Raw genomic sequence first — 20,051 nt, forward strand, 5'->3', positions numbered from 1 at the left:
GGAAGTAAGTTTTTTGTCTTTTTAAAAAAAAAGAATGATATTGTTTCCATGTTAGATGTTACACTAAAGAAAAAGTTAATAAAAGATATTGAAGAGTTCCTCTTTGACAAGCATAAAGTAGAAGATCTTAATGATAAATTGGAGTCTCTAGAGATGTATATAGAGGAAAATGATATATCTAAAAAAAGTCTAAAAAGGTATTTAACAGGTGAAAGTATTCCAAGGAATGATAAAGCAGATATTTTGTGCATTTCAATATTAGAACTTTCAGGTTTTCAAGAATATAAATATTTGAAAGAGAGAAATAAAGGCTTTGTAAATCAAAGAACAGATGAAGTTCCATACGAACTTGTCTCTTTACCATTTATTGATTCTAAACATGTAATAGGTAGAGATGAAGAGATTAAAGATTTAACAAACATTTTAGAAAATAGAAATAAGATAGTCTTAGTTAATGGAATTGGAGGTGTGGGAAAGACAACATTGGCAAAATATTATCTCGAAGAAAAAAAAGAAAACTATAATTATAAGGCTTGGATTGAAGTAGATAAATCGATAAAAGATGCTTTTGTTAAAGATACAGGTTTGATCGATAGCTTAGGGCTATCTAGTGATGTAAGACATTTTAAAGGGGATAGAAATTATGTTGATAAATGCTTTAAACTCATCATAAATCGAATGAGGCTATTAAAACCTATTAAAGAAAAACCTTTTAATTTACTAATTATAGATAATGTAGATGAAGAGATTGAGCAATTAGATATTCTGAATTATGTAGCATTACAGCCTCATTGGAAGATCATTGTTACTTCTAGAGATAGGTTGGATGATTTCGTTAATTATGAAGTTGATACATTGTCAGATGATTATGCATTAGACCTTTTTTATTTACATTATCAAATTGAACAGAATGATTTCAAAGTCAAGGAAATTTTAAAATTAATAGATAATCATACTTTGGGAGTTGAAATTATCTCTAAGACATCTCAATCTTTAAGATTGAAACTATCTGAAATTCTCAAAATATTAAAAAAAAAGGGCTTAAATATTTCAGACAAGGCTAATATAAAGATTAAACATAACTACAATCTAAGGTTTCAAAATGTACAAAAATATTTATTGTCAGTTTTTGACTCTTCTATTTTGACTAGTTATCAAAAATGGATTCTAATTCAATTTATAGCTTTGCCTTCTTTGCATATACCTTATTTAAGTAGAGACAAACATGATTTAATCAACTATTTGTCCCTTAAAAAACAGAGGAAAAATAGATTTACAAAAGAGCTTAATGAGATTGTAAAAAAAGGTTGGTTAAAATGGGATAAGAAGAATGATTCTTTTAAGTTACATCAACTTATAAAAGATATAATTAAACTCAGGTTAAAGGTTACTTTTGAAAGCTGTGAAAGCTTAATTTTAAATCTAAATGATAGATTAAAATATCAGAATTTAGATTACAAAGCCTTTATTTATGCAAGTACTTTAGACAATAATGTATCTGGCTTATTGAATTTAAATTATGCTGAGTTTTTAGATAACCTTTCTAACGTCCATTTAAGGTTTGAAAAAAACAAGCGTTCTATTGCACTTCAAAAAAAAGCACTAAACATTAGAATAAATAGTGATGCCTCGAAGGAGGAGCTGTGCCATTCTTATAATGGATTATCGTTATCTCTACTGGCCATAGGTCATTATAAGAATGCATTAAAATATCAGCTTAAAGATCTAGAGTTAATATACGAAGATGACTATAAATTCACTTATGATTTAGGCATTACTTATAATAACCTTTCTCTTATATATAGAGAGATTCCAAATAGTATAAATTTGGCATTTACCTATCAACAAAAGTCAATTAAAATTGCAGAAAAAATAAAGGATCAAGACTTGGACAATATGGTTTATAATAATATGGGAAATTTATTTTATACTCAGAATAGATTTAAAAGAGCATTACCCTATTTTGAAAAATCGTTGAGGTATCGAATTAAAGGAAAAGATGAATTATTCAAGTCCCAAGCCTATTATAATCTAGGGGTCGTCCAAATAGAAGTTGGCAAAATAAGTCAGGCTCGAGAAAACCTAATTAAATCTCTAAATATTGAAAAAAATTTTTCTACTCATGTAGGTCTATGTCATGTATATATTCACCTTGCAAGGTGTTATTTCTTGGAAGGTAATAAGGAGTTAGTGATACAAAATATTGATTTATTTGATCAAACATATGATAAGATAGATTCAAAATACTCAGACAGAAAAAAACTTAAGTACTTGATTAACCACAAAAATATGATCTTGAAAAACTATAAGCTCTAACTTAAACAAGAACTATATATAAGTTTAGTTTGATAGAATGTTTTAAAAATAACCATTAGTAAAATGGTAACCATAAAAGAAGAACAAACTTTTGGAGCCTCGATAAAAATTCCAAAAGGCGTAAATGTTTTTTTGACATAGGTTGCTGCAAACAAAAAGGTCATTCTCACAAAAACATTTTTTGATTTCACAAATTAAACCTTCAAATGCATCCCTGTATTGGGTTGTTTTATACTTTAAAGGGTATAATCAAGAAAAGAAATTAGAGGTTATAAAAGCTTATGAACCCAGAAATCAATAATGAGATAAGGTTTGTTTTTTTTAAAAGAATAGATGACTTTGAGGAAGTCATGAAGCGAATGGAAAATGATATTCTTATAAAAAAACTAGATCAAAAAATCAGAGTGTTTATGTATAATATAAACATTGAAAGCCCTAATAAGAGAATAACAATTGATACCTCGGAAGGAACTTATGTATTGGATGTTTCTGATATTTTATACTGTGAAGCCGATGTTAATTATACCTATGTCCATACTGTTAAGAGTGGTAAAATAATAAGCTCTAAAACTTTGAAAACATACGAAAACTTGCTTTTAGAAAATGACTTTTATAGAGTGCATCAATCTTACTTAGTTAACTTGGAGCATGTTAAGAAATATACAAAAGGAAAACTAGCTTATGCTATATTAAGCAATGGAAGTCATGTTAAGGTATCTTTAAGTAACAAAGCAGGTTTTTTAAAAAAGTTAAAAAACGTAGATTAATTAAAAAATGCGAACTCTTCAGTTCGCATTTTTTAATTTAAATATCTATATAAGAATTAAGTAGATATCTTTTAATAACAAAAAATTTAATACCAGCCTCTTACATTATAAGTCGTTTGCTTTTGGTTCTTTCCATAAGCAACACCTACATCTCTTGCAGCTTTAATTCTAGATTTTTCAACATCTAAAACCTTTAATTTGTAGTTCCAATTTCTATCGCTTAAGTCTTTTACTCTTGCAGCTATTTTAGAGTATAACGATTTAACTTTGCTAAAACATGGTGCGCCAGGCTCTACAGATGCCAATAAGGCTGCGGCCTCATTAGCGGCATTAATATCTTGATTAGCATCCCATATACCTTGTGCTTCAGCCAACTTAGTTTTACAATCATATTCTATGCTTTTATTATATGTAGTAAGCATTTTTGCTTTTATTTTATTAAAACAAGAACTTACTTCTGGTACCCCTGCTAAAATTGCTAAAGCATCGTCAAACTTATTTTGGCCATTTAAAGCATCAACTTTTTTAATAACTAGATTGCAATTATCGTTGTAATATTCAATAATTCGTTTTTTCCCTTTTTTTACAAACGCTTGTACTACGGGGCTCTTTGGTTTTATTTGTCTTATAGCAGCAATATATGCTTTGTTTTCGTTTGTACCAACTCCTTTAACTTCAAGGGTTTCATTGGTAAACATCGTACCTTCAATACCGTCACCTATATAAAGTGTAACTTCTAGGTTTAAAACAACTTTAGGTGGTGCAGTAGGTGTCACATTTTTAGTTAATACGGTTATATTGGGTGTTATAATAAACCGTGAATTATAGTTGTTATCGCTAATGCCTTTATTTGTGATGATTTGAGTTAGTTTGTTTCCCAGCATTCTTTTTGCAGGCGAAGGAATATATTCCATTTGTTCAGGAATATAAGAACCCATAAAAATACCATCGTAATTGATGTTGTCCTGAGCTACTAATGTTAGCGAACTAATAAGAAATAAGGTGTATATTATTTTTTTCATCTTTATTTTTTTATATTATTTACCGCCTAAAATTATGGTTGCTCTACCTAAACCCTTCATAACTAATTTATTTGGAATATTATATGGTTCACTTTTTAAGAATTTACTCAATTCCCTTGTATATCTTCTAGCATCAATAGCTCTGTTTTTTTCGTTGTAAAGAGGTATTCTTACTTGCTCAAACAATGCCATACTTTCAGTGATATCTGTGGTGCTAAATCTACCTTTTACAGTATTGTCTGCTAGCCAATCTTCAATAATATCACCTAGTTCCCCATCGTCGTATTCAGTTTCTAAATCACCATCCCAGTCATCCCAGGTTTGAATACGAACAATAATTTCTCTTCCGTTTTCAAACATATCATCAAAATGTGTTTGAAGGGACTCAGTGAAAGTATCCATGTGAGCTAATACAGCTTCAGAAAGTAAAACTGGTAATTCAGCAGAAAAAGAAGGAGCACCTGTACCAACGGCTGTTGCTACTTGTTTATCAGTATAAGAGTCCAAGCCTTGAAGATTAAATGTTACTGATTTTTTTGGCCCTGTTTTATTAACTGTCCAAGTCAGTTGTATAATGATATCTGCTTTAGCTACTTTTTTGAAAGCATCAATAGGGCTCTCATTAATTCCAGCACCAGAATTTTTAGATGTACGTAGATTATCTTCGGCAGCATTAGAATTTAAAGTTTTTATAGCAGATTCCATGTTTTTAAGAGGGAAACCTCTTTCTGCCATCATACCATTAATATGGCTAATAACTTGTAGAAGTTCTGAATTTTCCTGAAGCGCTTTTTTATAATCAGGTATTTTAACAATGGTACCTTGATCGTTAAAAGTCATTATGTAACCATTTTTAACACACCAAACATCACTCGGTACAACCATAAGTGTCGGTTTTTTGGCTTGACTAAAAACAGTAACACTTATTAATAAAAATGTAATCGAAACTCCTAATTGCAATATTTTTTTCATGATTTGTTTTTTTTAATTAGAATCCAGATGCTAAACCTTTAGAAATTCCTTCACTTTCTAGACGTTTCCTAAGTTGGTCAAACTGGATATTTACTATAACCCCTATTTTATATTCTCGTCTACTTACTTTTAAACGATCTCCTGGCGCAATGCTACCGTCTGTTGCTGCAGAAACATATTTTAAATATTCACCCCCATCGGCAAAAAAAGCATCAAAAAATGCTTTAAATTTTTCCTCTTTATCTACAGACTTCACTAATGGTTTTAAAGGAGTACAACCTTGGCCGCCACCTGCATAACCTTTAAAAATAATACCATGAACGGCATTTTTCATCCCTCTGGAAATAGCATGTTTCGGGTTTTTTGAATACGACCATACTTTTACAAGTTTAGAGCCTTGTTTTGCGATACCTTCGCATTCTAAATCGTATCGCCATATTTTAGTGTCCTCATTGGCTTTATTTTTTTTCCATTGGGCGTTGACATTCGTTCCTAGAACCAGCAATATAGCCAGTATTAAAATGTTTTTAAATTTCATATTATTTGTGATTGTTTAAAATTCGATGAACTAATTTATTTGTCTGATAAGCATGCCTGCGTAATATTTTTTCTTACCACCACTAAACGTTGTGTATTCCAGATCGGATGGGTTTTCTTCATTGGCGTTGTGTCTATTATCCCATATAAGGTCTTTTTCTACTTTTATAACTCCCAATCGTTTAAACACTGTTACCCCGTTCTTATCTAGCATTTGCTCTAAAACCTCATATTTATCCCCTTTTTCTAAACCTTCTTTTAAACCAATTTTAGCTGCCAAGGGTTCTGAACTTATAAGAGGTGTTTTTGTTCTGAAAACTTCATATTTTCTTTGCAGTTTAGCAATAACATGGTCTATGGCCTTTATGGTTGCATTGCTTATTAATTCTTCGTTTGTTTTTTTACTAAGCGAAGTACTTTGTATATCTGCCCAAGAAGTTTCAGTACCTATATATTCTAATTTAAAGATGTCTGTTTCATCAAAAGCTTTTTTCTTTTCCATGTCTATGTTGCCATCTTCATTCCAGAAATCATTATAGAAAATTGAAGCAGTTTCTTCATTCCAAATAAGTTTATATAAATGCGCTCTTGTTTTTATAACATATCCTTTTCCGAAAGTTTCTGCACCTTGAGCTGTAGCATCTGCTAATAGTGCCACATCGCTATTACCATAACTGGAGGCTGCGTTAGAAACACTAGCAAGAATACTTTTAGCCTTTTTTGCTACTTCTTCTTTATTTGTGTATTTAAAATCATTTACAATTACAAATGTGCTTTTTATAAGAGCTTCTCCAGCGTCTGCTAATAGCGCAGAACCACGTTCACTATTATTAGCTATTTTAACATCTAAATCTGAAGCGTTATAATATCCGCGTTCAGCTATTAAATCCATATTAAACCCTCCAGATTCACTTCTGTTAAACCATTTTGCAACCATGGTTTTAGCAATATTGTTGGTGTTTAAATAGTTTAAAGCTGCTAAATGCTGAAATTCTTTTTCTTCTTTATTACTTCCAATATTTAATTCGCTAGTTATTTTTGACATAAACCCTTTTTTCTTAGGAATTTCGACTGGCGGTGGTGTGTAGATGAAAGCAGAGTCCGTTTTAGGGATCATTCTAAGATTAACAATATGATTGTTAAATTTATCTATTAAAGGTGCATTTGTAAATATATCTTGTATTACCGCACTATGCTCTCTGGTATCATCTGTTATCATTAATGTGTGAAGAGAGCTTCTTTTGTATTTAATATCAATAGTGTTTTCCTGAGAAAAGATCATACAACAAGGTAAAAACACTAAAAAAAATACAAGTACTTTTTTTGCTTTCATTAAGGTGGTTGGTTTTATTGGTTAATAGCGATTAAAAATGCCACAAAACAAGAAAATTAGAAAATGAAGATTTAGCAGGGGATTGTAAATATATAAAACCTATATTAAAAGAGAGAGAAGTACTGTTAAATTATTATCAACTAATTAGATTAACTTGAATCTTGGATAAGAAAATTTATGTCAGTCAGAGTGATTTTTGCAAAAAATCGTATCGAAAACAAATAAATTTTCGACAAAAAAAGCTTCTCGATACATCCCGAAGCAAGTTCGGGACACTACCATTGACATCTTTTCTTAATCGATTAACTAAGAGCAGTTTCATTCAGAGCGCAGCGAAGAATCTTTTGATAAATTTCTAGAGATTCTTCAGTCGTTCCTCCTTCTGAATGACACCCGCTCCCGCTATGTCATTTTGTACGTTTGATAAAATTTTTTTGTCACCAATCTCGAAGTGACATCTTGAACTCTTAAACAAGATTCACGTTAGATTAATCTTAATTTATGGAAGAAGGAATAAAATGAAATAGAAAGATTAAAGAATTGTATAAGTATAAAAAAGAGGCTGCCTGAAAAGTGTCATTCTGAATGGAATGAAGAATCTCTTTAAAATAAATAACTCTAATAATGTATGAGTAAAATAAGATTCTTCGCGTTGCTCTGAATGACAAGATTAATCACTTTTTAGACAGCCTCTTTAAACTAATTTTTTTTCAAATATTACATGGCAACCAAATCACCAGACATATCTTTAGAGGGTAAGTTTGATTTACCCATTAGATAAAGGTCTACTTGACGAGCAGCCTCTCTACCTTCTGAAATAGCCCAAACAATTAATGATTGTCCGCGGCGCATATCGCCCGCAGTAAAAATATTAGGAATGTTTGTCTGGTATTTTCCGTATTCAGCTTTATAATTAGAGCGTGCATCTTTTTCGATACCTAATTTATCAGCTAAAGTACTTTCTGGGCCAGTAAATCCTAAAGCTAATAATGCTAAATCACAAGGCCATGTTTTTTCAGTGCCTTCAATCTCTATAAGTTGAGGACGTTCTCCAGGAACCATTTTCCATTCAACATTAACCGTTTTTAAAGCTGTTAATTTACCGCTTTTATCTTTTATAAATTCCTTAGTATTGATCAGCCAGTTTCTTTCAACACCTTCTTGATGAGAAGAAGAAGTCTTTAATTGCAATGGCCAAAAAGGCCAAGGCGTAGTTGGTGAACGATGTCCAGGAGGTTTTGGCATAATTTCAAAATTCACTACCGATTTTGCGCCGTGACGATTTGATGTTCCTACACAATCTGATCCTGTATCACCACCACCAATAACAATAACATTTTTATCGGTTGCTAATACTTGATCTTTAACGTCTTTCCCAAATAATACTTTAGTCTGTTGTGTTAAGAAATCCATAGCTTGTACCACACCATCAGCATCAATACCTGGAGTAGGTAAGCTTCGTCTTTCAGTGGCACCTCCACAAAGAACAACCGAGTCAAAAGCTTTTAATTCTTTAACATCATAATTAACACCAACATTTACATTCGTTTTAAACGTGATGCCTTCAGCTACTAAAATAGCTAAACGACGGTCTATAACTTCCTTTTCCATTTTAAAATTAGGAATACCATAGCGTAATAAGCCTCCAATTTCATCATCTCTTTCAAAAACAGTTACTGTGTGTCCAGCTCTGTTTAATTGTTGAGCAGCTGCTAAACCAGCAGGTCCTGAACCTACAACAGCAATGGTTTTTCCTGTGCGTGTTTTTGGTGGCTGTGGTTTAATCCAACCTTCTTTAAAAGCACGTTCTACAATATTCTTTTCAATATTTTCGATAGATACTGGATCTTCAATAATACCTAATACACATGACTTTTCACAAGGTGCTGGACATAAACGCCCTGTAAACTCAGGGAAATTATTTGTTGAATGTAACAACCAAGAAGCTTTTTGCCATTCGCCTTGGTGCACCATATGGTTAAAATCTGGTATTAAGTTTCCTAATGGACAACCACTGTGACAAAACGGGATACCACAATCCATACAACGTGATCCTTGTTTTGTTATTTCTGGTTCGCTTAAAGGAACTGTAAATTCTTTATAATGTTTTACACGGTCTTTTACAGACGTGTATGCTTCATCTTGTCTTTCAAATTCTTTAAATCCTGTTACTTTTCCCATGACACTATGCTGTTGTTAGTTCTTCTACCATTTGTTCTTCAGTCTCTAAACGTTTTAAGGCACGCTTGTATTCAATTGGCATTACCTTTACAAAGTTACCTAAGCTGGTATCCCAGTCTGCCAATAAATCTTTACCTTTATTACTGTTTGTATAAAGTACATGCTTTTCTACAGATGCTTTTAAATCTGCAGCATCTTCCGCAGAAATATCTTCAAATTCAATAGTTTCTGTATTACATAAACCGTTTACAAATTTATTTTTCGGATCATAAACATAAGCAATACCACCGCTCATACCAGCAGCAAAGTTTCGTCCCGTATTACCCAAAACGACTACTTTTCCACCAGTCATGTATTCACAACAGTGATCTCCAACACCTTCTACAACCGCAGTTGCTCCAGAATTCCGTACTGCGAAACGTTCACCAGCAATTCCGTTGATGTAAGCTTCTCCTTGAACTGCACCGAATAAACAAACATTACCAACAATAATATTGTTTTCTGCTATAAAATCTGCTTTTGCTGGTTTCTTGATGATTAATTTACCTCCAGATAATCCTTTCCCTAAATAGTCATTTGTGTTTCCTTCTACGGTGAATGTTAATCCGTGGGCTCCAAATGCACCAAAACTTTGACCAGCAGAACCTGTGAAATTTATGTTTAATGTGTCTTCAGGGAGCCCTAAATGACCATAAATTTTTGAGATCTCATTACTTACAATAGCTCCAACAGTTCTATTAATATTCTTTATTGGATATGCTAAGTTCATTTTCTCTTTTCTATATAAAGCTCTATGAGAGTCTTTTAATATAGTAAAGTCTAAAACACTATCTAAGTTATGATCTTGTATTTCTGTGTTTCTTATGGTAAGCTGACTGTAAACAGAAGGTCTGTGTAAAATGCTAGATAAATCTAAGCCTTTAGCTTTGTAGTGCTTAATGGCTTTGTTTGCATTTATCTTATGCGTTTGTCCAACCATTTCTGCTACGGTTCTAAAACCTAACTGTGCCATAATGCCTCTTAGTTCTTCAGCGATGTAGTAGAAGAAGTTAATAACATGTTCTGGAGTCCCTTTAAAGTTTTTACGTAGCTCTTTATCTTGAGTTGCGATACCTACTGGACACGTATTTAAATGACATTTACGCATCATAATACAACCAGAAGCAACTAATGGAGCTGTAGCAAATCCAAATTCTTCGGCACCTAATAACGCGGCTACTGCTACATCGCGACCTGTTTTTAATTGTCCATCACATTCTACAACAATTCTACTTCTTAATTTATTTAATACTAGTGTTTGTTGTGCTTCTGCCAAACCAAGTTCCCAAGGCAACCCAGCATGTTTTAATGAGGTTAAAGGAGATGCTCCAGTACCACCATCATAACCTGAAATTAAAACGACATCGGCTTTAGCTTTTGAGACTCCAGCAGCAATGGTTCCTACGCCTACTTCTGATACTAATTTAACATTAACTCGTGCATCTCGATTGGCATTCTTTAAATCGAAAATTAATTGTGCTAAATCTTCAATAGAATAAATATCGTGATGCGGAGGTGGTGAAATTAAACCAACAAAAGGTGTTGAGTTTCTAGCTGCAGCAATCCATGGTAATACTTTCTCTCCAGGCAATTGTCCGCCTTCTCCAGGTTTTGCACCTTGAGCCATTTTAATCTGAATTTCTTTCGCATTAGTTAAATAATGTGAAGTCACTCCAAAACGACCTGATGCTACTTGTTTTATTGCTGAGTTACGGCTATCGCCATTTATATCTTTTTGAAAACGTTTTCTATCTTCCCCACCTTCACCAGAATTTGATTTACCACCAATTCTGTTCATGGCTATGGCTAAGTTTTCATGAGCTTCTCTAGAAATAGATCCGTAAGACATCGCTCCTGTTTTAAAGCGCTTAACAATGTCTGTCCAAGGTTCTACCTCTTCCAATGGAATAGGGTCTAAATTATCAAACTCAAATAACCCACGAATGGTCATTAAGTTTTCCGATTGCTCATTGATTGCTTTAGAGTAAACGTCGTAACTCGCTTGGTCACTTAACCTAACAGCTTGCTGTAATTTAGCAACAGTGGTAGGATTAAATAAGTGTCTTTCACCATTACGTCTCCATCTGTAATCGCCACCAATATTTAAACCTAAGCGTTTATCAATAGTGTTGTCAGGATATGCTTGCTTGTAACGTTCGTTAATTTCTTTTTCAATTTCATATAAACCAATACCTTCAATTCTAGAAGCCGTATAAGGAAAATATTTTTCAACAAATTGCGAGTTGAAACCAACAATTTCGAAAATTTGTGAACCTCTATAGGAATGTAATGTAGAGATTCCAATTTTATTCATAATTTTTAAAATCCCTTTACCGATTGCTTTATTGAAATTATCAACTGCTTTTTGCTCGTCCATATCAACAATGAAGCCTTCTTTTACTTGCATTCTGATGATTTCGTTCACCATATATGGGTTAATGGCACTAGCACCATAACCAAATAGAGTAGCAAAATGATGAGGTTCACGAGGTTCCGCAGATTCAATAATGATATCGAAATAAGAACGCTTACGTAAACGGTTCATTTGGTGGTTCACATAAGAACATGCTAATAAAGCAGGAATAGGAGCGAATTCTTGATTGACACCTCTATCTGAAAGAATTATAATATTTGTTTTTCTTTCTAGTGCTTTTTCAACTTGCTTGATAATATCTTCTAAAGCATCTTCAAGACCATTAAGACCTTGTGCTTTTGGATATAAGATTTCAATGGTTTCAGCTTTAAAGCTTTCGATTGAAATACTTCTTATTTTTTCTAAATCGGCATTAGAAATAACAGGGTTTTGAATTCTAAGTTTTCTACACTGTCTTTCTGTAATACTGAAAATATTTCTGTCCTTACCAAGATTTAAACTAATATCGGTTACAATCTCTTCACGAATACCATCCAATGGCGGATTGGTAACCTGAGCGAATAATTGCTTGAAATAGTTTGAAATTAACTGAGGCCTATCTGATAAAACAGCTAAAGGCGTGTCAATACCCATAGAGCCTAAAGCTTCTTTGCCTACAATAGCCATAGGGGTTATAACTTCCTGAATGTCTTCAAATGTATAATTGAATAAACGTTGACGTGTTTTAATGTCTATAGTTTCAATAGGACATGTTTCGTTTGTATAAGGAACGTCTTTTAAATGTAATCTCGTTTTATCTAACCATTCTTTATAAGGTCTTTCTAAAACAATTTTACTCTTAATTTCTTCATCTTCAATAATACGTCCTTTGTTCATGTCTACCAAGAACATTTTTCCAGGCTCTAATCGACCATGTCTTTCTACATCTTCAGCATCAATTTCTACAACACCAATTTCTGATGACATAATTAACTTACCACTTTTGGTAACGGTGTATCTAGAAGGTCTTAGTCCATTTCTGTCTAACAATGCGCCTATGTAATCACCATCTGTAAAAGGTACAGAAGCTGGGCCATCCCATGGTTCCATTAAGCAAGCATTATACTCATAAAATGCTTTCCTTTCTTCAGACATGGTTTTGTGTTTTTCCCATGCTTCAGGAATCATCATCATCATAATTTCTGGTAATGATCTTCCTGTATGTGTTAATAATTCAACCACCATATCCATAGAAGCAGAATCTGACTTACCTGGTAATATGATAGGGAATAATTTATCTATTTGAGGTCCGAAAACATCACTTTTCATGATTTCTTCACGAACACGCATTCTACTAACATTACCACGAAGTGTATTAATTTCACCATTCTGACACATAAAACGGAATGGTTGTGCCAATTCCCATGTAGGCATCGTATTGGTAGAAAAACGCTGATGTACTAATGCTAAACGTGTTACTAAATCCTGTTGTTGTAAATCGGTATAATAAGGACCAATATCTTCGGGCATTATAATACCTTTATATATTAAGGTCGTGGTTGATAAACTTGGCAAATAAAAATAGCTACTTTCAGAAATTTTTGACCTTCTAATCGTATGCTCTGTAATCTTACGTGCAGCGTATAATTTGGCTTTAAAATCAGCCTCGCTAATAGTTTCAGTTTTGCCTACAAAAAGCTGTTCAATATTAGGCTCTGAAGCTAAGGCTATTTGTCCTAATTGTGAGGAATCAACAGGGACATCTCTCCACCCTAATATGGAAAGTCCCTGAGCCTTTATTTCATTTTCAAATGTGTCTTTGCAAAATTGATATTGGTTTGATATTTTTGGTAAAAACACCATACCTACGGCATACTCTCTTTGAGCAGGGATATTAAAATCGCAAACTCTTTTAAAATAATCATGAGGGATATCAATTAATAAACCAGCTCCATCACCGGTTTTTCCATCTGCGCTTACACCACCACGGTGCTCTAGCTTTACGAGAATTTCTAAGGCGTCATGAATAATTTGATTTGTTTTCTCTCCATTAAGATTACAAATAAAACCTGCGCCACAATTTTCGTGTTCAAATTCGGGTAAATACAGTCCTTGTTTCTTCAGCATAATCAACAAACTTTGGTTTAAAAATCGAGTTGAAGAGCTAAGATATGTACTAAGATTCGAATTACAATAGGGGCTATTTCATTATTCCGATTATATAAACGAAGTTGAGATAAAAATAATTATATATCAATATTAAAGGTGTTTTTTAATAAATATTCAATCTATGATTTTTTATGAATAAATACAGATATGTGAATTAATACTAACAAATAATCAAATTAATGTAAATAATATCATAAAAATTTGGAAAATACTGACAATCACTTAAATAAATGAGTTGATAAAAATCTAAAAAATCACATTATAAACAAAATACCTATAAAAAAATAGGGTAAAAAATGAAATATTGATAAAATTAAACCATATACCCCTATTTTTTATGGGGTATAAATGTTTTTTACATAGTTTAGCCTCTCGAATTAGAAAATAAACACTAAAGAATCAATAACTAAAATGAAAACAATTATGAAAAAATTAATTACTCTTTCGATGCTTTTTATGGCAACAGTTTTATTTGCACAAGAAGAAGAAGCTCCTAAAAAGAAAGTATCAATAAGCGGTACAGTTGATACTTATTACAAAACGAACTTAACATCTTCAGATCAAGCTATATTTGGATCAGGTGATGAATTTCAGTCTTTTGGAACTTCTTTTGCCGATGAGACTGGATTTGCTTTAGGTATGGCAAATATTATAGCTAGTTATGAAGGTGAAAAAACAGGAGTGGTTGCAGATGTAGCTTTCGGACCGAGAGCAGATTCAGCTACAGGTGGATTTAACTTAAATCAATTGTATGCATACTGGAATGTGTCTGAAGGGACTACATTAACTTTGGGTAGATTTAATACGTATTTAGGATACGAAGTTATTTCTCCAGCAGCAAACTTTAACTATAGTACATCTTATTTATTTTCTAACGGACCATTTTCTCATGTTGGTTTAAAGGCTGATTTTTCTTTATCAGATGATTTTAGCTTAATGTTAGCAGTTATGAATGCTACAGATGTTAATAGTAATACAACAGGTGATTATGCTTTAGGTGCTCAATTAGGATATGCAGGTCAGTTTTTAAACTTCTATTATGATTCGGGTGTAGTTCTTGGATTTGAAATTGATTACACAGGAGGATTTGATTTATCTGATAGTTTCTTCTTAGGGATCAATGGTGCTTATGCAGATAATGATGGGAATGGATTTTATGGAGCTGCTTTATACCCACAGCTTGCAACGTGTGATAGCTTTTCAATTGGTTTAAGAGGTGAATATTTCAGTGAACTGGGAGATAACGGTTTATTCGCAGGTAGCGAAGACGATAGTGTATTAGCAGTTACTTTAACAGGAAGTTATACTATAGAAAACTTAATCATAAAACCTGAATTACGTTTAGATAGTAATTCTGAGGAGGTTTATTTTGATTCAGATTTAGAAGCAACAAAAAGCTTAGCTGCTTTCACATTGGCTGCTATATATTCTTTCTAAAAAAATATAATAATGAGTATTCCTGAGAAAAGCACTTGGGAATACTCACATTTAATCAATTAACTAATCAATTAAACCATATATAATATGAAAAAAATTGAAGCAATTATTAGAAAATCTAAATATCGTGTTGTTAAAGAGGCATTGCACGATGTTGGAGTAAACTTTTTCTCTTACTGGGATGTTACTGGTTTAGGAAATGAAAAAGAAGGACATGTATATAGAGGTGTGTCATATAGTACAAGTGATATTCAACGTAGACATTTATCAATCGTTGTAAATGATGATTTTGAAGAAGTAACAATCCAAGCAATTCTTAATTCGGCTGGAACAGGTGAAGTAGGAGATGGAAAAATATTTGTATCAGATATTAATGAATGTTACAGAATACGAACAGGGGAAAAAGGTGGAGACACTTTAAAATAACAATCATCATTTAAAAAATTATATTATGGAATTATTTACAGCAAATAATGTATGGATGATGGTCTGTACAGCACTGGTTTTCTTTATGCATACGGGTTTTGCATTTTTAGAAATAGGATTGACCAGACAAAAAAATACAATCAATATTTTATTTAAAAACATTTTTATTATTACAGTTGGACTTTTATTATACTATATAATAGGGTTTAATTTAATGTACCCAGGTGAATTTAACGGATATATAGGATCTATAGTTCCTGGTATTTCACCACCAGAAAATGGTATGACTCCAGAATATGCAGATGGAGGGTATACATGGTGGACAGACTTTTTATTCCAAGGGATGTTTGCTGCAACTGCTGCAACTATCGTTTCTGGAGCTGTTGCCGAACGTATGAAAATTGGACCATTTATGATCTTTACTGTTATTTATGTAGGATTGGTTTACCCAATTGCTGGATCATGGAAATGGGGTGGTGGATTCTTAGATGAATTAGGATTTTATGATTTCGCTGGTTCTACACTAGTACACTCTGTAGGAGGTTGGGCTGCTTTAGTAGCAGTTTGGTTACTAGGATCTAGAATTGGTAAATTTAAAGATGGTAAGCCACAGGCGATTCCTGGACATAACATTCCTTTAGCAACTGCAGGTGTTTTAGTGCTTTGGTTAGGATGGTTTGGATTTAATGGAGGTTCTGTGCTTTCTGCAGATCCGGAATTAACGTCTTTAACTTTAGTGACTACATGTTTAGCTGCGGCAGCAGGAGGAGTAGTTGCTGCGTTAGTATCATTCTTAAGATATAAGAATTTAGATTTAACAATGTTCTTAAATGGTATTTTAGGTGGTTTAGTAGGTATTACTGCAGGAGCAGATGTTATGACTCCAGAAAGTGCTATTATAATAGGTGCTATTGCTGGTGCCATTATTGTATTTGCAGTTAGCTTTATAGATGCTATTAAATTAGATGATCCTGTTGGAGCTATAGCGGTACACTTAATCTGTGGTATTTGGGGTACACTTGCTGTTGGTATATTTTCAACCAATCCAGAGCATACTTTTCTTGCTCAGCTAATAGGTGTAGCTTGTTATGCGGTATTTTGTTTAGTAACATCATTTCTTATCATATTTACACTTAAGAAAACAGTTGGAATTAGAGTTTCTGAAAAAGAAGAATTAGAAGGATTAGATGGTCATGAACATGGTATGAGTGCTTACTCAGACTTTAGAATGAATGAACATTAAATATATTTAGTTTAGTTTAAAGTGAAGGGCGTCTTAATTTATGTTAAGACGCCTTTTGTATTATAATAGTTTTTATATGATTTTAGTTTGGTTATTTACCAAAATCAAATAACACACATATGTGTTTATCATTTTGATCACAAAAGCAGAACTTAGATTCGTGAAATAATAAAGACATAAAATGAAACCAAACGAATTCGCTGCTAGTTATAATCATACATTACAAACAGATCCTGAAACTAAGCAAGCCTATAAAAACTGCTTATTTCAGATTTAAACGAACTTAGTTATATGCAGGAATCATTGCTTGAATGTATATTGCTCTTGTCTCAATTAGAAAAAAGGCAATATAAAAACGAACAATTGCAAAGCATTGTGTATTGGCTTAGCAAGTTACTTTTAGTAAGTTACTCACATACCGAGCTTGACGGTTTATCGGAATGGTTAAAATATGATGAAAAAAATAAAGCCTTCAATTATTAATCAAAGGCTTTATTGTATTAAATATTTGCGATGTGCTTAAGCTGAATTTCTACTAGCATTTATGTTACCAAATAAAGAACGTGTTACTATTTTCTCGAAAATCTTTAACTGTTCTTCGTCTTTTACATCTGCTTTTTGCAATTCTTGAATCTTTTTAAGTGCATACTGCTGTATGGTTAATAACGGTAATACAATAGATTCTCTAACTTCAATAGACGCTTTTCCTGCAGGTTCGTTTTCCATTAACTCTTTGTAACCAGTTAGTTTTAGTAGTAATCTTTTAGTGGTTAGATATTCATCATAAATAATATTCCAAAACTCACCAAACTCTTCGTCTTTCGACATGTATTTTGTTAAATCGAAAAATGATTTTGATAAAGACATCATACTGTTTTCTAACAGGGTTTTAAAGAATTTCGAATTGTTATAAAGTTGTTCTACCTTATCAAACTCACTATTATCTTCATACTTTTTCATGGCAGTACCAACACCAAAGAAACCAGGTACATTTTGTTTTAATTGACTCCATGATCCAACAAAAGGAATAGCTCTTAAGTCTGAAAATACTAACTCATTAGAATTAGATCGTTTAGACGGTCTACTACCAATATTTGTTTTAGCATAGTATTTTAAAGTACTCATACGTTCCAGATAAGGAATAAACATAGCGTGACTTTTAAAATCTTTATAAGTTTGGTAACTTGTTTCTGCAAGATCATCCATCACAACTCTGTCTTCATCAGACATTTTGTTTTTCTCCCCGTCTATTCTGTTTTTAATACCAGAACTTATTAATTGTTCCAGGTTGTACTGTGAAGAATCTGAAGTACCAAAATTAGAACTTACGGTTTGTCCTTGAATGGTAAGTTGTACTTCTTTATCCTCAATAGTTGGACCTAATGAAGAATAGAAATTATGTGTCTTACCGCCTCCTCTAGCTGGTGGTCCTCCACGACCATCAAAGAAAATGGCAGTAATGTCATATTTTCTAGACATTTCTGTTAATAACTCTTTGGCTTTATAAATACCCCAGTTCGCCATTAAATAGCCACCATCTTTGGTTCCGTCTGAGAACCCTAGCATGATAGGTTGTTTGTTGCCTCTCTTTTCTAAATGCGCTCTGTATACAGGATTCGTGTATAACTGCTCCATAACACCAGGGGCATTTTCTAAATCGGTAATAGTTTCAAAAAGAGGAACAACATCTACTGTTAGGTCGTCTTTAAATGCAACCAGTTTAAGCATGGCAAAAAGCTGCATGACATTTAGAGCAGTCTGATTGTTACTTATAATATATCTGTTGGCACCTCGTTCACCATTAAGCTCCTGAATTTCTTTAATGACTTGGATGGTTTTCAATGTGTTAGAAACCATTTCATCTTCAAAAACACTTATGTCAACAGAGGTGTCTGATACTTCAGATAATATTTTAATTTGTTCTTTTTCAGATAAATCATGATAATTTTCAGGGAATGAACTGTTACCTGTTTTAATTAAGTGATCTATTACTGTTGTAAAAACAGAATGATGAATTCTGCTGTCCTGTCTAATATCAAGAGTTGCAAATCTATAACCAAAAAGATGTACTCTATTTATAATATGATTTAATTCGTTTACATAAAGAGATTGGTGTTCATCGACAACCAGATTTCTGATGCTTAATAATTCAAGAATAAGCTCTTTTTCGGTAATAGCTTTCTTGTAGTTTAAATCAATGCTATACTTATAAAGTATAGTTTCAAGTTTTATTACACGTTCTTCAACCCCTCTAAACGTAAGCTTACGCCTTAAGTCTTTAAGGTCTTGATAATACTTTTTAAGAACAGATCGCTTAAGTTTTTTAGCAACCTTTAAAGTAGTTTCTGGTTTTACAAAAGGATTACCGTCTCTGTCACCACCTGGCCAGAATCCAATATTTATAATATCATTATGCTTTTTGCCATCAGCATAAATATTCGTTTGAATATAATTATATATTTCTCCAAAAGTCTTATAAAAAACATTTTCCAGATACCAGATTAAGCTTTTTGCCTCATCATAAGGTGTTGGTTTTTTGTGCTTGAAGAAAGGTGTTTTACCTAATTGAGCAAACAAATTCTGAATTTCAGAAAGGTTATCTTCCTCAATGGCTTTTGTTAAATTTGTGATAATCCCTAAAACGGATCCCGGATAAAATTGTGTAGGATGTGCTGTTAAGACAATACGGACTTTAAACTCTTCCAGGAAATTTTTTAATTCCTCTAACTTTCCTTCAGATCTGGCAGACCCTTTTAAGTTTCTCAGCGTACCAATACCATCCATGTTATTTACCACAGAGTAAGCAGCATCCTCAATGGCATCAAATAAAACAACCTGTCTTTCAATGTATTGTATGAATCTGAATAATAAGTTTATTTGGCTTTCTTTATTTCTTCGTGCTTGATACTTTTCAAAAAATGTTTCAACAATGGTGGTAGGATCATCACCATTTTTAAATCCTTTCTCACAAGTTTCATGAAATAAAGGGAGTAAGACTCCGGTTTTTGTTATAGAATCAAAAGGTAGGGTCATAAATATACTATTGTATATCTGATATTTTGACAAAACAGTTTGATTAAATCTCGTTAGCTTAGGTTCTACAGACATAATTCGTTCTATTGGAAATTAACTGTAAAAATAGTGAAGCTTTCATTAAAGGATGCAGGCAGGATTAAGATTTATCAATTTTTTTAGTTTGATGAATTCTAATTATGAATAATTAAAAAAAAAGGGGGGTATCCCTTTTTCTTTACAA

At 32.5% G+C, this 20,051-nt stretch carries 12 protein-coding genes; 5 read left to right on the forward strand and 7 right to left on the reverse strand.

What is annotated here, in order from left to right; genetic code table 11:
• Positions 1–48 precede the first annotated feature (48 nt).
• Entirely contained in the window at positions 49–2,316 is a 2,268-nt protein-coding gene (locus Q4Q34_RS08900) for a tetratricopeptide repeat protein (protein WP_303316911.1), read from the forward strand.
• 281 nt (positions 2,317–2,597) lie between these two features.
• On the forward strand, positions 2,598–3,083 hold the full coding sequence (locus Q4Q34_RS08905) for a LytR/AlgR family response regulator transcription factor (protein WP_303316912.1): 486 nt from the start codon (positions 2,598–2,600) through the stop codon (positions 3,081–3,083).
• A gap of 86 nt (positions 3,084–3,169) precedes the next feature.
• Here the strand turns inward: Q4Q34_RS08905 and Q4Q34_RS08910 are convergent, their stop codons facing one another.
• The 6 genes from Q4Q34_RS08910 to gltB all read right to left on the reverse strand — a co-directional run bounded on the left by Q4Q34_RS08910 (position 3,170) and on the right by gltB (position 13,647).
• On the reverse strand, positions 3,170–4,105 hold the full coding sequence (locus Q4Q34_RS08910) for a hypothetical protein (RefSeq protein WP_303316913.1): 936 nt from the start codon (positions 4,103–4,105) through the stop codon (positions 3,170–3,172).
• A 15-nt stretch (positions 4,106–4,120) separates the two neighbouring features.
• The gene (locus Q4Q34_RS08915; protein WP_303316914.1) at positions 4,121–5,077 is read right to left on the reverse strand and encodes a DUF6175 family protein; all 957 of its coding nucleotides are present in this window, start codon (positions 5,075–5,077) and stop codon (positions 4,121–4,123) included.
• A 16-nt stretch (positions 5,078–5,093) separates the two neighbouring features.
• Entirely contained in the window at positions 5,094–5,615 is a 522-nt protein-coding gene (locus Q4Q34_RS08920; RefSeq protein ID WP_303316915.1) for a hypothetical protein, read from the reverse strand.
• Between the two features lie 30 nt (positions 5,616–5,645).
• A complete protein-coding gene (locus Q4Q34_RS08925) occupies positions 5,646–6,947 on the reverse strand; it encodes a hypothetical protein (protein ID WP_303316916.1) in 1,302 nt (433 codons plus the stop codon).
• A gap of 717 nt (positions 6,948–7,664) precedes the next feature.
• Complete coding sequence (locus tag Q4Q34_RS08930) at positions 7,665–9,128, reverse strand: glutamate synthase subunit beta (protein WP_303316917.1); 1,464 nt, start codon at positions 9,126–9,128, stop codon at positions 7,665–7,667.
• 4 nt (positions 9,129–9,132) lie between these two features.
• Positions 9,133–13,647: a glutamate synthase large subunit gene (gene gltB / locus Q4Q34_RS08935; RefSeq protein ID WP_303316918.1), complete on the reverse strand. Its 4,515-nt coding sequence runs from the start codon at positions 13,645–13,647 to the stop codon at positions 9,133–9,135.
• 465 nt (positions 13,648–14,112) lie between these two features.
• Here gltB and Q4Q34_RS08940 point away from each other — a divergent pair, with 465 nt between their 5' ends.
• The 3 genes from Q4Q34_RS08940 to Q4Q34_RS08950 all read left to right on the forward strand — a co-directional run bounded on the left by Q4Q34_RS08940 (position 14,113) and on the right by Q4Q34_RS08950 (position 16,795).
• Positions 14,113–15,126, forward strand: coding sequence for an outer membrane beta-barrel protein (locus Q4Q34_RS08940; protein ID WP_303316919.1), 1,014 nt, complete (start codon positions 14,113–14,115; stop codon positions 15,124–15,126).
• Positions 15,127–15,213: 87 nt separating this feature from the next.
• On the forward strand, positions 15,214–15,552 hold the full coding sequence (locus tag Q4Q34_RS08945; protein WP_135877857.1) for a P-II family nitrogen regulator: 339 nt from the start codon (positions 15,214–15,216) through the stop codon (positions 15,550–15,552).
• Positions 15,553–15,577: 25 nt separating this feature from the next.
• Positions 15,578–16,795 carry an ammonium transporter gene (locus Q4Q34_RS08950; protein ID WP_303316920.1) on the forward strand — a complete coding sequence of 406 codons (1,218 nt, stop codon included), beginning with the start codon at positions 15,578–15,580 and terminating at the stop codon, positions 16,793–16,795.
• 519 nt (positions 16,796–17,314) lie between these two features.
• On the opposite strand, the gene Q4Q34_RS08955 is transcribed toward Q4Q34_RS08950, so the two are convergent.
• Positions 17,315–19,903: a phosphoenolpyruvate carboxylase gene (locus Q4Q34_RS08955; protein WP_303316921.1), complete on the reverse strand. Its 2,589-nt coding sequence runs from the start codon at positions 19,901–19,903 to the stop codon at positions 17,315–17,317.
• Positions 19,904–20,051: the final 148 nt, after the last annotated feature.

Origin of the sequence: Flavivirga abyssicola (genome assembly GCF_030540775.2) — a bacterium.
In the GTDB taxonomy this organism is placed as follows: domain Bacteria; phylum Bacteroidota; class Bacteroidia; order Flavobacteriales; family Flavobacteriaceae; genus Flavivirga; species Flavivirga abyssicola.